We start from the raw sequence: 13,288 nt of genomic DNA, 5'->3' as shown, positions 1-13,288 counted from the left end.
GGCAAAACACCATCCGTTGATCACCCGGGCACGGTGCGTCAAGATCGCGGAGAGTGGTGGACACGGCCGGGGTCGCAATGGTTGCATAGCGTGCACCGGCGCGGGTTCGGCCACACGCGGGGAAAGGTGTCCCCGCGACGGTTGGGGCCCCGGCACGTGACGAACCCAGGCAGTTAGGACGACATGGCGACGCGGGCTCGAGAACTGCTCAACCGCTCACGCGCGCTGCTGGACCGCTCGAAGGAAGCGGCCTCGCAGCTCTTCGGTCCGCCACCCGCGCAACCGCCGCCGCCGGTGATCGTGCGGTCCCCGGCCCGGGCGGAGGGCGAACGGGTCAACGAGGAAGCACTGGCCGCGCTCTGCGCGAACGTCGCGCTGCGCGACCTCAACCTGGTCGACTCCCTGCTCTCGCAGCTGGAGGAGATGGAGGCCAAGGAGGAGGACACCGACCGGCTCGGCGAGCTGTACCGGCTCGACCACCTGGCCACCCGGCTGCGCCGCAACGCCGAGAACCTGCGCGTGCTGGCCGGCCGTGACGCCAGCGACACCGCGGCCGAGACCACCTCGCTGGTCGACGTGGTGCGCGGCGCGATGTCGTCGATCGACCAGTACGCCCGGGTCACCCTCGGCCGGATCGTGTCGCTGGGCGTGGTCGGGTTCGCGAGCGAGGACCTCAGCCGGCTGCTCGCCGAGCTGCTGGACAACGCGACGAAGTCCTCGCCGCCCAACACCCCGGTGCGGGTCAGCGCGCACCTGACCGAGCAGGGCAGCGTGCTGCTGCGCATCGAGGACGAGGGCATCGGCCTGCCGCCGGACCGGCTGCGGGAGCTCAACGACCGCCTCTCCGGCGAGCCGGTGCTGGACGACTCCGCGGTGCGGCACATGGGCCTGGCGGTGGTGCGGCGGCTGTCCGCCCGCCACGACCTGCGCACCCGGCTCGACCGCCGCGTCCCGCACGGCACCACGGCCACGGTGCTGCTGCCCGCCGGACTCGTCGCCGACCTGCCCGAGGCCAGCTGGTCGGGCACCCAGATGGTGGTGTTCCCGCAGGCCGCGCGTGGCGCCGCGGCGGCGGAAGCGCCGGCCCGCCCGCGCTCCGGGCTGCCGAAGCGGGAACCGGCGCCGCCGAAGCCCGCGCCCGCGCGCCGTCCCCAGCCCGGCTCGATGGTCGGCGGCACCACCGCCAGCGGCCTGCCCCGCCGGGTCTCGCACAGCCTCAAGAACCCCCAGGGCCAGGCACCCGCCGCGGCCGAACCCGCCCCCGCCGAGGACCAGGCGGCCGGGCACGAGAAACTGCTCGCCGACCTCGGCGCCTTCACCGACGGCGAGCGCGAGGCGCGGGAGAAGCAGGGCACCGACGAATCCGGGGAGCAGCAGCAGTGACCGCCGACACCGGCCAGGACTTCACCTGGCTGATCAACGACTTCGTCCGCAAGGTCCACGGCGTGTCGCACGCGTTGATCATGTCCTCGGACGGCTTCCCGCTCACCGCCTCCGACGACATGTCGACCGAGGAGCGCGAGCAGCTCGCCGCGATCTCCAGCGGCCTGCTCAGCCTGGCGCGCAACAGCGCGGCGCTGTTCGACAAGGGCACCTGCGAGCAGATCATCATCCGGCTCACCCACGGGTACTTCCTGTTCATGGGCATCGACGCCCACGCCGGACTGGCCGTGCTGACCACCTCCGACTGCGACATGAAGGTCGTCGCGTACGAGATGACGCAGTTCGTCTCCAGCGCCGGCCACGCGCTGACCCCCGAGACGCGCGCGGACCTGCGCCGCGTGCTCACCGGCCGCCGGCCCCAGGCCTGAGCGCTCCCGACAGGATGTGATTCGCGATGTCCCAGGACACCGGGCCGGACGAGCGGGCGGTCAAGCCGCGCAGCAAGCGGATCCGCCCGTACACGCTGACCGGCGGCCGCACCCGGGCCCGCCACCAGCTGCTGGTCGAGACGCTGATCTCGGTGCCGCAGTACGACCCGGCGCTGGCGGAGAAGCTCATGCCGGAGTCGCGGGCCCTCTACGAGCGAGCCCGCTCCCAGGTCTCGATCGCCGAGCTGTCCTCGCTGCTGACCATCCCGCTGGGGGTGGTGCGGGTGCTGGTCAGCGACCTGGCCGCGCAGGGGGCGGTGTTCATCCACCCGACCGCCCACGCCTACTCCCACGACCGGAACATGCTCGAGAGGATCCTCAATGGACTCAAGCAGCTCCCCGTCTGATCCGGGCGCGCTGACGATCTCGGCGAAGATCGTCGTCGCGGGCGGGTTCGGCGTGGGCAAGACGACGCTGGTCGGGTCCGTGTCCGAGGTGCCCCCGCTGAACACCGAGGCGTGGATGACCGAGGCGAGCGAGGGCGTGGACGACCTGCCGCCGGACGGCGGCAAGACCACCACCACGGTCGCGATGGACTTCGGCCGGATCTCGCTGTACGACGACCTGATGCTGTACCTGTTCGGCACGCCGGGACAGGCCCGGTTCTGGTTCCTGTGGGACGACCTCTCGCGTGGCGCGCTCGGCGCCATCGTGCTGGTCGACACCCGGCGGCTGGACCAGTCGTTCGCCGCGATCAACTACTTCGAGAACGACTCGGACCTGCCGTTCATCGTCGCCATCAACCGGTTCGACGGGCAGCTCGCGCACGACGTGGGCGAGGTCCGGGAAGCGCTGGCGCTGAGCCCGGACGTCCCGCTGGTCACCTGCGACGCGCGGGACAAGGCGTCGGTGCTGGAAACCCTGCAGGAACTGGTGTCCTACACGCTGTCACTGGCCGAAGTCTCGGAGGGGGGCCGGATCCGCGCCCATGCGTAAGATCCTGATCGTCGGTTCTGGGCAGTCGGGCCTGCAGCTCGCGCTGAGCCTGCAGGAGCACGGCTACGACGTCACCGTGATGTCGGCGCGCACGCCGGACGAGATCCGCGGCGGCTGGGTCACCTCGACCCAGTGCATGTTCGCCGACGCGCTCGCGATCGAGCGCAAGCACGGGCTGAACCTGTGGGACGACGTTGCGCCCCGCGTTGCGGGACAAGGGTTTTCCATGGCCGGCCCGGACGGGCAGCGGGCGCTGAACTGGATCGCGTCGTGGGACGGCGGCCCGGCGCAGTCGATCGACCAGCGGGTCAAGATGTCGGCGTGGCTGGAGCTGTTCGAGGAGCGCGGCGGCAACGTCGTCATCCACGGCGTCACCACGGCCGACCTCAACGGCCTGGCCCACCTCTACGATCTGGTGATCGTCGCGGCCGGCAAGGGCGAGCTGGTGCAGCTGTTCGACCGCGACCCGTCGCGATCGCCCTACACCAAGCCGCAGCGGAGGCTGTCGGTGTCCTATGTGCACGGTCAGCGGTCGCGGCCGGAACGCCCGGGCACCACCGACGTGTGGATGAACATCATCCCCGGCGTCGGCGAGCTGATCAACATCCCGGGCTACACGCTGTCCGGGCCGTGCGACATCTTCTACGTGTCCGGTGTCCCGGGCGGGCCGTTCGACGCGTTCGCCGACCGGCCGCCTGCCCAGGAGCAGCTGCGGCGGCACCTGGAGCTGTTCCGGCAGTACATCCCGTGGGAGTACGAGCGGGCCAAGGACGCGGAGCTGACCGACGGCAAGGCCGTGCTGGTCGGCGGGTACGCGCCGGTGGTGCGGCACCCGGTGGGCGAGCTGCCCTCCGGCGCGTTCGTGCTCGGCATGGCCGACGTGGTGGTGGCCAACGACCCGATCACCGGCCAGGGCGCGAACAACGCGGCCAAGTGCGCCGAGTCGTACCTGGGCAGCATCCTGGAGAACGAGGACCGGCCGTTCGACCGGGACTGGATGCAGCGGGCGTTCGACCGGTACTGGGAGCACGCCCAGTGGGTCACCACGTTCACCAACGCGATGCTGCAGCCGCCACCGCCGCACGTGCAGCAGATCCTCGGCACGGCGCAGACGAACCCGGCGGTGGCGAAGCGGTTCGTGAACGGCTTCAACAACCCGGCCGACTTCCAGCACTGGCTGCTGGACCCGGCCAAGACCGAGGAGTACCTGGCTTCGGTGTGAGCCCGGGCGGCGCGCGGTGCGGCCGCCCGGCCCGGTTCTCAGTGACCGACGTCGATGACGACGCGGGTCGGTGCGGTCAGCGTGAACACCCGCACCCAGGACTGGTTCCGGGTACCCAGGCCGATCGACACGTACCCCTCGTAGTCCCCGGTCACGGCCACGGCCATGACGTTGCGGAGGTTGCGGGTGCGGAACTTGTCCGGCCCGGGGTAGGTGCGGTTGCCGTTGTCGTCGTGCGCGCGGGCCGGGGTGGTGGTGACGGCGAGGAAGTGCTCGCCGGTGAGCCACACGATCTCCCCGGAACCGTCGGCACGCAGCTCGTCGGTCCACCGGTGGGTGACCTGGGGCGGCGGGCCGGTCATGTCCAGCACGATCCGGTCGAAACCGGTGTTGAGGCCGGTGCGGATGCTCGTCATGGTGGCGACACCCGGTTGGGCGCCGGCCGGCGCCGCGGCGACGACGGCGCCCGAAATCGCGAACAGAGTGGCGGCGCAGGCTGCGAGCAGGCGCCGTGGGGTGAGGGTCATCGGTGACCTCCTGCCGGGAGAGAGAGGGAATCCCAGCGCTGGTCCTCTCCAGACGCGCCGGCGGGCCGGAGGTTGCGTCGCTTTCGTCCCGTTCGTCAGCGGGTCCAGCGGACCTGCGACCACGGGATCTCCCGCGTTCCCCGGTGCAGGACCTTCGCCAGCCACGCCAGCAGCACCGGGCCGCGCTGGCTGGTCCGCTCGTACCCGAGCAACCGGCCCCGCCGCCGGGGCGTCACCAGCACCGCCACCGTCCGCTCCCGGCCGAGCGGGTCGAGCCGGGTGATCAGGTCGGTCACCTTCCCCAGCGGACGGCCCCGGACGTCGTAGACCCGCCGCCCCAGCAGCCGACTCGCCCGCACCACCTCATCCGCCATGACCGGACCCCGGGATCCGCGCGATCAGCTTGTCCCGCAACCACTTCTCCAGCGGCGGCACCTCCAGCACCTCGGCCCGCAGCGACAGGGTCACGTCGCTGCTGACCTGTTTGACGTGGTCGTAGGTGATCCGCAGCGGCTCGGCCCGCCCGCCCCCGAGCCGGGCGGCCAGCGTGCACAGCACCTTCCCGAGGAGGCCGCCGATCCGCTCCCCCAGCACGTGCTGCCCGACCAGCAGCGCGGTGATCCGGTAGGTGCCGTCGGGGTTGCGGGCCAGCTCGACGTCGTCGACCTTGCCGACGGGGTGGCCGTCGACGTCGACGATCTGGCGGTCCAGCAGGTGGAACTCGACGCGCAGCGGGTCCGGCCGTCCGAGGATCACGACTGCCCCATCCCGGTGATGATCATGAGCGGGATCGCGGCGGCCGCGGCGATCACGATGATGATCAGGAAGGTCACGCCGAGGAAGTTCTGCACCCGCCCGTTGGCGTGGTCGCCGAGGTAGTCCCGGTCGTTGGCGACGACCAGGATCGGCAGGTAGGTCAGCGGCAGCACCACCGCGCTGAACAGCAGCGACAACTCGGTGATCTGCACCGGGTCGATCGTGGTCAGCAGCGCGGCGGTGCCCAGCAGGACGCTGATCAGCATCACGGTGTGGAAGCGGGCCGCCTCACGCGGTTTCACCAGCTTGCCCCACTGCCAGCCGAAGTACTGCGCGATCGAGTACCCGGTGGACAGCCCGGTCTCCAGCGCGGCGCCGAAGGTGGCCGCGAAGAACCCGATCATCACCACGACCAGGCCCAGCTTGCCCAGCGGGAGCGCGACCGGCAGCGCGGTCTGGCTGAGCTGGTCGACCTGGACGCCGGCGGGGAAGAACACCGTCGCGGCGCAACCCATGATCGCCAGGCCGAGCAGCCCGCCGAGCGGGAAGCCGACGAAGGTGTTGCTGCGCTCGGTGGACAGGTCCTTCGTCGTCCACTTCTCCTCCACGCCACCGGAGGAGAAGAAGAACACCTCGTAGGGGGTGAGCGCCGAGGCGAACAGCGACACCGCGAGATAGCCCCAGGTGCCCCAGTTCTCCCCCTGCGGCGGGCCGGCGTGGGTGAGCTGCTGGGCGAAGGTGCCCCACGGCGGGTCGAGCGCGATCAACGCGACCACGAACACCACCAGCGCCAGCCCGAGCACACCGAAGACCTGTTCCATCACCGAGAACTTCACGCGCCACAGCACGATCCACACGGCGAACGCGGCCAGCGGCACCCACAGCACGTGCGGCAGGCCGCTGGCGAGCTGGATGGTGAGCGCGATGCCGCCGATCTCCGCGGTCAGGGTCAGCAGCGTGACCAGGTAGGACCCGGCGAGGTTGGTCATCGCGGCGCGCGGGCCGAGGCGCTCGCGGACCAGGTCGAACACCGCGCGGCCGCTGACCGCGGCGACCCGGCCGGCCATCTCGGCGAACACGCAGATGCCGAGGACGCCGACGACCACGATCCACGCCTGCCGCATGCCGAAGCGGGCGCCGGACTGGGCGTTGGCGACCAGGTCGCCGATGTCGACGAACCCGCCGATGGCGGTGAGGACGCCCAGGGTGACGGCGATGACCTTCTTCATCCGTGGCTCTCCACGAACGCGGTCAGCTCGTCGCTGACGCGCACCAGCTCGGCGTCGGCGTCGGCGATCCGTCCGGTGTCGCCCGCCTCCAGCGCTTCCTGGGCCTCGGTGGCGCGGGCGACGGCGTCCTGCAGGCGCGGGTGCAGCTCGTCGTAGAGCCGCTGGGTCTCGGGGCTGGTGGGCGGCTGGCTGTCGAGCTCGTCGAGCGCCTTGGTGGCGGTGGCGAGCGTGTCGTCCACGGCGGCGGTGGCGAACGTGGGGAACAGGCGGCCTTCGGTGTGGGCCACGATGATCTGGTGCAGGGTGCCGACGGCGGAGAGGCCCTCCTGCGCGCGGACCACCGCGCTGTCCGCAAAGCTCGCTGCTGAGCCGGAACAGGCGGTGAGCGTGACCGCGAGCGCGAGGCCCGCGAAGACCGTCCTCCGCATCAGGCCGGCGTACCCCAAGGTCAACTGGGCAAACGGGAGGGCCTCTCAGGTGTTTCACGGTCCGGCCGCAGGCGAATCTCAGGGATGAGGGGTTCACTGGACGGCGGAGGAGGGGCAGTCATGACCTACTACCCACCGCACTACGACCCCTGGGCGCCGCCACCACCGCCGCGCCGGAAGCGGGGGCTGGGCACGCTGCTGAGCGTGCTGGGCCTGGTGGTGCTGCTCGCGCTGGGTTTCGTGGCGTGGGACCTGGGCCGCGGGTCCCTGTCGCCGGGCAGCACCTCGTCGCCGCTGGAGCGCGGCCTGCGCGGGGAGCAGACCAGCAGCTCCACCCTGGACGTGGCCGGGGTCGCGGAGAAGGTCGAGCCCGGGCTGGTCGACGTCTACGCCACGCTGGGCTACTCCGGGCAGCAGGCGGCAGGCACCGGGATGGTGCTCACCGGGGACGGCCAGGTCCTGACGAACAACCACGTGGTCGCGGGCGCCACCAGCATCAAGGTGACCGACGTGGACACCGGACGCACCTACCGCGCCGAGGTCATGGGGTACAGCCGGTCACGGGACGTGGCGCTGCTGCGGCTGCGGAACGCCTCCGGGCTGGGCACCGTCACCACGGGCGACTCCTCGGCGGTGTCCGTGGGTGATCCGGTGGTCGGGCTCGGCAACGCGGGCGGCGACGGCGGCGAACCGAGCGTCTCACCCGGGAAGGTGACCGCGCTGAACCAGTCGATCACCGCGACGGACGAGTCGACGGGCAGCAGCGAGCAGCTGACCGGCCTCATCCAGGTGGACGCGAACATCCAGTCGGGCGATTCCGGCGGCGCGCTGGCCGATGCCGACGGCAAGGTGATCGGGATGAACACGGCGGCCTCGACCGGTTACCAGTTCGGGCAGAGCGGGCGCACCGCCGGGGTGAGCGGGTTCGCCATCCCGATCGACGACGCGCTGACGCTGGCCCGGCAGATCGCGGCCGGGCAGGGTTCCGACACCATCCACATCGGACCGTCGGCGTTCCTCGGGGTGTCGGTGAGCGACGCGGGCGGCTCGGGTGCGCTGGTGCGGCAGGTGGTCTCCGGCGGCCCGGCGGACAACGTGGGCCTGCGGGCCGGGGACGTCATCACCGGCCTGGACGGCCGCGCGGTGGGCTCGGCGACCGAGCTGACCGCGGTGATGGACACGCTGCACCCGGGCGACCACGTCACGGTCACCTGGCTGGACCAGGCCGGGCAGCAGCACGGCGCGACCGCCGCGCTGGTCGAGGGGCCGGTGGGTTAAGCACCGGGGCGGCGGGTAGCTGGTCGGGTATGACGCACACAGCTCCCCTTCCCGCAGAGCAGGCCGGACGGCCGCGGACCGCGATCGTGACCGGGTCCGACTCCGGCATCGGGCGCGCGATCGCCGTCGCGCTCGGTGGTGGCGGCGTGGACGTCGGCATCACCTGGCACCGTGACGAGGACGGCGCGAACGCGACCGCCGAGCAGGTGCGCGAGGCCGGGGCCCGCGCCGAGGTGCGGCGGCTCGACCTGGCCGACCTGCCCACCGCGGCCGCCGCGATCGACGAGCTGGCCGACGTGCTCGGCGGTGTCGACGTGCTGGTCAACTGCGCCGGCACGGGCACCGGTCAGCGGGTCATGGACATGGACTTCGACACCTGGCGGCACGTGCTCAGCGTCGACCTGGACGGCGCGTTCCTGTGCGCGCAGCGGGCGGCGCGGCGGATGATCGACGCCGGCACCGGCGGGCGGATCGTCAACATCACCAGCGTGCACGAGCACGCCCCGAAGGTCGGCGCGGCGCCCTACTGCGCGGCGAAGGCCGGGATGGGCATGCTGACCAAGGTGCTGGCGCTGGAGCTGGCCGAGCACGGGATCACGGTGAACTCGGTGGCGCCGGGCGAGATCTCCACGCCGATGACCGGCCAGACCGACGTGAACCCGCACGACCAGGAGCGCCCCGGGGTGCCGCTGGGGCGGACCGGGCACGCGGAGGAGGTCGCCGCCGTGGTGGCGTTCCTGACCACCCCCGCGGCCGGCTACGTGACCGGCTCGTCGTACGTGGTGGACGGCGGGATGCTGCTGATGGGCCCGCAGGGCGCCTCCGGCCTCGGCGACAACAGCTGGCGCAAGATCTGACGCCCGCGAGTCCCACACTCAGGCCGGCGAGTCCCGCATTCAGGCCCGCGAGTCCCGCATTCAGGCCCGCGAGTCCCGCATTCAGGCCCGCGAGTCCCGCATTCAGGCCCGCGAGTTCCGCATTCGGTGGCCCCGCCCGGGCCGCCGCGTTCAGGGCCCCGGCCACGAACGTGGATCTCGCGCGCACGAACGTGGGACTCGCGCGCGGGAGCGTGGGACTCGCGCGTCAGGTCAGTTCGGTCAGCAGCGCTTCGATGCGGCGTGCCAGCCACAGGTCCGGCTCGGTCACCCGTCCGGGGAAACCCGTGGTGACCGTGAACGTCAGCTCGCCGCGGCGGCGCTCGAACTGGGCGTGGTCGGCCAGCTCCGCGGCGTCCCGCTGCACGCGGCCGATCAGCGTGCCGTGCGCCTGCTCCGGCAGCCGCACGGTGCGCGACAGGCGGCCGGCGTTGCCGCGCCAGTTCGCGAGCCCGCCCAGGGCACGGGCGATTTCGGTGTCCGACAGCGCCTGCGGCATGGCCTGCTCCTTCCGATGCGCTTCCCGGGCGGGTACCCGGGGCCCCGCCCGCAAACCGCAAGATTGGAGAAGACGCGGCGCCCCGCCGCTCCCTACGGTCTAACCACACACGTGGGAAGGAGCGGCGATGAGCGGGGTTCGCGTGCTGGTCGGCACACGCAAGGGTGCGTTCGTCCTGACATCCGACGAACGGCGCGCCGACTGGGAGGTCAGCGGACCGCACTTCCCGGGCTGGGAGATCTACCACGTCAAGGGCTCCCCCGCCGACCCGGACCGGATCTTCGCCGCGCAGTCCACCAGCTGGTTCGGCCAGCTGATCCAGCGCTCCGACGACGGCGGGAAGACGTGGCGGCCGGTGGGCAACGAGTTCGCCTACGAGGGCGTCCCGGGCACCCACCAGTGGTACGACGGCACCCCGCACCCGTGGGAGTTCGCGCGCGTGTGGCACCTCGAACCGTCGCTGACCGATCCGGACCTGATCTACGCCGGGGTCGAGGACGCGGCGCTGTTCCGCTCGAACGACGCGGGCGCGACCTGGCAGGAGCTGCCGGGCCTGCGCGGGCACGGCTCCGGCCCGAACTGGCAGCCGGGCGCGGGCGGGCTGTGCCTGCACACGATCATCCAGGACCCGCGTGACGCCAACCGCCTGGTCATCGCCATCTCCGCGGCCGGGGCGTTCCGCACCGAGGACGGCGGCAAGACCTGGCAGGCGATCAACCACGGCCTGCAGTCGGGCCAGATCCCCGATCCGGACGCCGAGGTCGGGCACTGCGTGCACCACATCGCGCGCCACCCGCAGCGCCCGGACGTGCTGTTCATGCAGAAGCACTGGGACGTGATGCGCAGCGACGACGGCGGCGACAACTGGTACGAGATCAGCGGGGACCTGCCGACGGACTTCGGGTTCGTCATCGACGTGCACGCCCACGAGCCGGACACGGTGTACGTGGTGCCGATCAAGAGCGACGAGCACCACTTCCCGCCGGACGGGCGGCTGCGCGTGTACCGCAGCCGCGGCGGCGGCAACGAGTGGGAGCCGCTGACCGCGGGGCTGCCGCAGGAGAACTGCTACGTGAACGTGCTGCGCGACGCGATGGCCGTGGATTCGCTGGAGTCGTGCGGGATCTACTTCGGCACGACCGGCGGCCAGGTCTACGCGTCGGCCGACTCCGGGGACACCTGGGCGCCGATCGTGCGTGACCTGCCCGCGGTCCTCTCGGTGGAGGTCCAGACGCTGCCATGATCCGCGTTCACCTGCCCGCGCACCTGCGCACGATCGCCCACATCGACGGCGAGGTCGAGCTCGACCTGGACGGCACCGTCACCCAGCGCGCGGTGCTGGACGCGCTCGAGGAGCGGTACCCGATGCTGCGCGGCACGATCCGCGAGCACGGCACCGGCAAGCGGCGGGCGTTCGTCCGGTTCTTCGCCTGCGAGCAGGACCTGTCGCACGAGGAGCCGGACGCCCCGCTGCCCGCACCGGTGGTCGCGGGAACCGAACCGTTCCTGGTGATGGGCGCGATGGCCGGGGGTTGATTTCTAGGTGGCTGGGGCACACACCCGGCCACCGGGGCCCTCGCCGCGCGGGCGGAGCCTCCTCCGGAGGAGGCAACGCGCGCCGCCACGGGCCACCGCCACCGGCCGCAGGCCGAACCTCCCTCCTGAGGTCGCGACACCCGGCCTCCGCCTGCCATCGCCGTCGAGTGCCGCGGCCGCTCGCCCTCGCTCCCGAGGCGAACGCGCCCCGGAATCAGCGCCGCATCCTCCCCAGCAAACCGCCCGGATCTCCTTCCTGAGGAGGAGACGCCCGGCGCCGGGGGTCGATTACTGTCGTCGTGTGGTACTGGCGTGGGTGGGGCGGGCGGTGGGTGACCGGTTCGGGCCCGCGCGCCTGGTGCCGCTGGTGGTCGGCCCGGGGTATCTGCTGCTGGTGCAGGGGCCCGAGCCGACGGCCGCGGACTGGGCGGTCGTGTTCGCCGCGGCGGGGGTGTTCCTCGCGGGCGGGGTGTGGCCGCTGGCGGTCACCGTCGCGGAGGCGCTGCTCATCCTGGCCGCGCACCAGTGGGCGGACGCGACCCCGGTCGCGGTGAAGGTGCTGGCCGGCGTGGCGCTGTTCGAGCTGGCCATCCGCCGCCCGATGCGCACCGCGCTGCTCGGCGCGGGCGCGGTCACCGCCGTGTACTTCGTGCTCGGCACCTACGACCACGTGCTCACCGGCGTGCTCGCCGTCGGCTACCGCGTGCTCACCGTCGTCGGCGGGCCGCTGCTGCTCGGCGCCTACCTGCGGGCCGGGGTGCGCGCGGTGGCGCAGGCGAGCGCGCGGGCCACCGAGGCCGAAGCGCGCCGCGAACTGGCCGCGCGCGGCGCCCGGCTGACCGAGCGCACCGAGATCGCTCGCGAACTGCACGACCTGGTCGCCCACCACGTCGCGTCGATGGCGCTGCGGGTGGGGGTGGCGCGGGCCGTGGTGCCGGACCTGGACCCGCGGGTCGGCGAGGTGCTCGACGACGTGCACGCCTCGGCCACCCGGACGCTGTCCGACCTGCGGGAGCTGGTGTCCGCGCTGCGCGATCCGGCGAGCGTGCGCGACCACGGGGTGCTCATCGAGACGGCGTCGCTGCCGGCCGCGGTCGAGTCGGTGATCGAGCGCAGCAGGCGGGCCGGGCTGGCGATCGACTGCCGCGTCGACCCGGGCATCGCGGCGCTGGACTCGCTGCGCGGCCTGGCGGTGCTGCGGCTGGTGCAGGAGAGCCTGACGAACGTGGCCAAGCACGCCGGGCCGGGCGCGCGGGCGTGCGTGCGGGTGGACTCGGGCGGCGGGCAGGTGCTGGTCGAGGTCACCGACACCGGCGGCACGCGGGACGGCGGTGGTGAGCCCGGCTTCGGCCTGGTCGGCCTGCGGGAGCGCGTCGACCTGGTCGGCGGTTCCCTGGAGGCCGGCCCGCACGGCGACGGCTGGCGGGTGCGGGCGTCGATCCCGGCGGAGACGTCCGCCCAGGCATCCCCGGAGGGCCCGTGATCCGCACCCTGCTCGTCGACGACCAGCAGCTCGTCCGCGCCGGTCTGCGCATGCTGTGCGAGTCCACTCCCGACATCGAGGTCGTCGGGGAGGCGCCGCACGGCGGTGAGGCGGTGCGGCTGGCCGGCCGGGTGAAGCCCGACGTGGTGCTGATGGACCTGCGGATGCCGGGCGTGGACGGGATCGCCGCGACGAAGACGATCCTCGGCGAGCGGCCGGCGACGCGGATCGTGGTGCTGACGACCTTCGACGACGACGAGCACCTGTACCCGGCGCTGGCGGCGGGCGCGTGCGGGTTCCTCGCGAAGGACGCCACGCCCGCCGAGCTGCTCGACGGGATCCGCCGGGCGGCGGCGGGCGGCAGCCCGTTCAGCGACGACGTCCTGCGGCGGCTGGTCGGGCAGGCGGTGCGGTCCCGGGCGCCGCGCCCGGAACTGCCGCTGACCCCGCGCGAACGGGAAGTCCTGGGGCTGGTCGGGATGGGACTGTCCAATGCGGACATCGCGGCGCGGATGCACGTCGGGGTCACGACGGTCAAGACGCACGTCGCGAACCTGATGGACAAGACCGGCAGCCCGAGCCGCGTGCACCTGGCGATCCTGGCGGTGCGCCACGACCTGACACCGGACACCGGGAAACGATGACCCC

The 13,288-nt window shown here is 72.5% G+C and carries 17 protein-coding genes; 11 read left to right on the top strand and 6 right to left on the bottom strand.

Annotation, left to right across the window (positions count from 1 at the left end; genetic code table 11):
• The first annotated feature begins 183 nt into the window (after window positions 1–183).
• From D0D28_RS15720 to D0D28_RS15700, 5 genes are read left to right on the top strand one after another with little or no spacing between them, the layout of a single operon-like run.
• Window positions 184–1,383 (top strand): sensor histidine kinase, encoded by a 1,200-nt coding sequence (locus tag D0D28_RS15720; RefSeq protein ID WP_116111052.1) that lies wholly within the window; start codon window positions 184–186, stop codon window positions 1,381–1,383.
• Complete coding sequence (locus D0D28_RS15715) at window positions 1,380–1,811, top strand: roadblock/LC7 domain-containing protein (RefSeq protein WP_116111051.1); 432 nt, start codon at window positions 1,380–1,382, stop codon at window positions 1,809–1,811. Before D0D28_RS15720 ends, D0D28_RS15715 begins: the two co-directional genes overlap by 4 nt.
• Window positions 1,812–1,837: 26 nt before the next feature.
• Complete coding sequence (locus D0D28_RS15710) at window positions 1,838–2,218, top strand: DUF742 domain-containing protein (protein ID WP_020422162.1); 381 nt, start codon at window positions 1,838–1,840, stop codon at window positions 2,216–2,218.
• Window positions 2,193–2,807, top strand: a complete 615-nt coding sequence (locus D0D28_RS15705; protein WP_094007977.1) for a GTP-binding protein — start codon at window positions 2,193–2,195, stop codon at window positions 2,805–2,807. Before D0D28_RS15710 ends, D0D28_RS15705 begins: the two co-directional genes overlap by 26 nt.
• Window positions 2,800–4,029 carry a styrene monooxygenase/indole monooxygenase family protein gene (locus D0D28_RS15700; RefSeq protein WP_116111050.1) on the top strand — a complete coding sequence of 410 codons (1,230 nt, stop codon included), beginning with the start codon at window positions 2,800–2,802 and terminating at the stop codon, window positions 4,027–4,029. Before D0D28_RS15705 ends, D0D28_RS15700 begins: the two co-directional genes overlap by 8 nt.
• Before the next feature lie 38 nt (window positions 4,030–4,067).
• Here D0D28_RS15700 and D0D28_RS15695 read toward each other — a convergent pair whose 3' ends face one another.
• The 5 genes from D0D28_RS15695 to D0D28_RS15675 form a co-directional block, all read right to left on the bottom strand.
• A complete protein-coding gene (locus D0D28_RS15695; RefSeq protein ID WP_094007975.1) occupies window positions 4,068–4,556 on the bottom strand; it encodes an AMIN-like domain-containing (lipo)protein in 489 nt (162 codons plus the stop codon).
• 95 nt (window positions 4,557–4,651) lie between these two features.
• A complete protein-coding gene (locus D0D28_RS15690; protein WP_116111049.1) occupies window positions 4,652–4,930 on the bottom strand; it encodes a PRC-barrel domain-containing protein in 279 nt (92 codons plus the stop codon).
• Window positions 4,920–5,312 (bottom strand): PRC-barrel domain-containing protein, encoded by a 393-nt coding sequence (locus D0D28_RS15685; RefSeq protein WP_116111048.1) that lies wholly within the window; start codon window positions 5,310–5,312, stop codon window positions 4,920–4,922. Before D0D28_RS15685 ends, D0D28_RS15690 begins: the two co-directional genes overlap by 11 nt.
• Window positions 5,309–6,541 carry an NRAMP family divalent metal transporter gene (locus tag D0D28_RS15680; RefSeq protein ID WP_116111047.1) on the bottom strand — a complete coding sequence of 411 codons (1,233 nt, stop codon included), beginning with the start codon at window positions 6,539–6,541 and terminating at the stop codon, window positions 5,309–5,311. Before D0D28_RS15680 ends, D0D28_RS15685 begins: the two co-directional genes overlap by 4 nt.
• Entirely contained in the window at window positions 6,538–6,969 is a 432-nt protein-coding gene (locus tag D0D28_RS15675; protein WP_240323223.1) for a hypothetical protein, read from the bottom strand. Before D0D28_RS15675 ends, D0D28_RS15680 begins: the two co-directional genes overlap by 4 nt.
• A 120-nt stretch (window positions 6,970–7,089) precedes the next feature.
• On the opposite strand from D0D28_RS15675, the gene D0D28_RS15670 reads away from it, so the two are divergent.
• The gene (locus D0D28_RS15670; protein ID WP_240323222.1) at window positions 7,090–8,247 is read left to right on the top strand and encodes a S1C family serine protease; all 1,158 of its coding nucleotides are present in this window, start codon (window positions 7,090–7,092) and stop codon (window positions 8,245–8,247) included.
• 29 nt (window positions 8,248–8,276) lie between these two features.
• Window positions 8,277–9,104 carry an SDR family oxidoreductase gene (locus D0D28_RS15665; RefSeq protein ID WP_116111045.1) on the top strand — a complete coding sequence of 276 codons (828 nt, stop codon included), beginning with the start codon at window positions 8,277–8,279 and terminating at the stop codon, window positions 9,102–9,104.
• Window positions 9,105–9,330: 226 nt separating this feature from the next.
• Here D0D28_RS15665 and D0D28_RS15660 read toward each other — a convergent pair whose 3' ends face one another.
• Entirely contained in the window at window positions 9,331–9,621 is a 291-nt protein-coding gene (locus D0D28_RS15660) for a 4a-hydroxytetrahydrobiopterin dehydratase (protein ID WP_094007968.1), read from the bottom strand.
• A gap of 127 nt (window positions 9,622–9,748) precedes the next feature.
• On the opposite strand from D0D28_RS15660, the gene D0D28_RS15655 reads away from it, so the two are divergent.
• From D0D28_RS15655 to D0D28_RS15640, 4 genes are all read left to right on the top strand, one after another.
• Window positions 9,749–10,864 carry a WD40/YVTN/BNR-like repeat-containing protein gene (locus tag D0D28_RS15655; RefSeq protein ID WP_094007967.1) on the top strand — a complete coding sequence of 372 codons (1,116 nt, stop codon included), beginning with the start codon at window positions 9,749–9,751 and terminating at the stop codon, window positions 10,862–10,864.
• On the top strand, window positions 10,861–11,157 hold the full coding sequence (locus tag D0D28_RS15650; protein ID WP_094007966.1) for a MoaD/ThiS family protein: 297 nt from the start codon (window positions 10,861–10,863) through the stop codon (window positions 11,155–11,157). The genes D0D28_RS15655 and D0D28_RS15650 overlap by 4 nt, the downstream gene beginning before the upstream one ends.
• Before the next feature lie 301 nt (window positions 11,158–11,458).
• A complete protein-coding gene (locus D0D28_RS15645; protein ID WP_205413277.1) occupies window positions 11,459–12,640 on the top strand; it encodes a sensor histidine kinase in 1,182 nt (393 codons plus the stop codon).
• On the top strand, window positions 12,637–13,284 hold the full coding sequence (locus tag D0D28_RS15640; RefSeq protein ID WP_094007965.1) for a response regulator transcription factor: 648 nt from the start codon (window positions 12,637–12,639) through the stop codon (window positions 13,282–13,284). The genes D0D28_RS15645 and D0D28_RS15640 overlap by 4 nt, the downstream gene beginning before the upstream one ends.
• Window positions 13,285–13,288 lie beyond the last annotated feature (4 nt).

Origin of the sequence: Amycolatopsis ruanii, assembly GCF_003385175.1 — a bacterium.
Classification (GTDB): Bacteria; Actinomycetota; Actinomycetes; order Mycobacteriales; family Pseudonocardiaceae; genus Amycolatopsis_E; species Amycolatopsis_E thermalba.
This window is presented reverse-complemented; position numbering and strand designations above follow the sequence as displayed.

Bases quoted from the DNA above. Each gene is read 5' to 3' on its own strand.
- D0D28_RS15720 (WP_116111052.1), top strand. From the start codon at position 184: ATGGCGACGCGGGCTCGAGAACTGCTCAACCGCTCACGCGCGCTGCTG.
- D0D28_RS15710 (WP_020422162.1), top strand. From the start codon at position 1,838: ATGTCCCAGGACACCGGGCCGGACGAGCGGGCGGTCAAGCCGCGCAGC.
- D0D28_RS15705 (WP_094007977.1), top strand. From the start codon at position 2,193: ATGGACTCAAGCAGCTCCCCGTCTGATCCGGGCGCGCTGACGATCTCG.
- D0D28_RS15700 (WP_116111050.1), top strand. From the start codon at position 2,800: ATGCGTAAGATCCTGATCGTCGGTTCTGGGCAGTCGGGCCTGCAGCTC.
- D0D28_RS15695 (WP_094007975.1), bottom strand. From the start codon at position 4,556: ATGACCCTCACCCCACGGCGCCTGCTCGCAGCCTGCGCCGCCACTCTG.
- D0D28_RS15690 (WP_116111049.1), bottom strand. From the start codon at position 4,930: ATGGCGGATGAGGTGGTGCGGGCGAGTCGGCTGCTGGGGCGGCGGGTC.
- D0D28_RS15680 (WP_116111047.1), bottom strand. From the start codon at position 6,541: ATGAAGAAGGTCATCGCCGTCACCCTGGGCGTCCTCACCGCCATCGGC.
- D0D28_RS15675 (WP_240323223.1), bottom strand. From the start codon at position 6,969: ATGCGGAGGACGGTCTTCGCGGGCCTCGCGCTCGCGGTCACGCTCACC.
- D0D28_RS15670 (WP_240323222.1), top strand. From the start codon at position 7,090: ATGACCTACTACCCACCGCACTACGACCCCTGGGCGCCGCCACCACCG.
- D0D28_RS15665 (WP_116111045.1), top strand. From the start codon at position 8,277: ATGACGCACACAGCTCCCCTTCCCGCAGAGCAGGCCGGACGGCCGCGG.
- D0D28_RS15660 (WP_094007968.1), bottom strand. From the start codon at position 9,621: ATGCCGCAGGCGCTGTCGGACACCGAAATCGCCCGTGCCCTGGGCGGG.
- D0D28_RS15655 (WP_094007967.1), top strand. From the start codon at position 9,749: ATGAGCGGGGTTCGCGTGCTGGTCGGCACACGCAAGGGTGCGTTCGTC.
- D0D28_RS15650 (WP_094007966.1), top strand. From the start codon at position 10,861: ATGATCCGCGTTCACCTGCCCGCGCACCTGCGCACGATCGCCCACATC.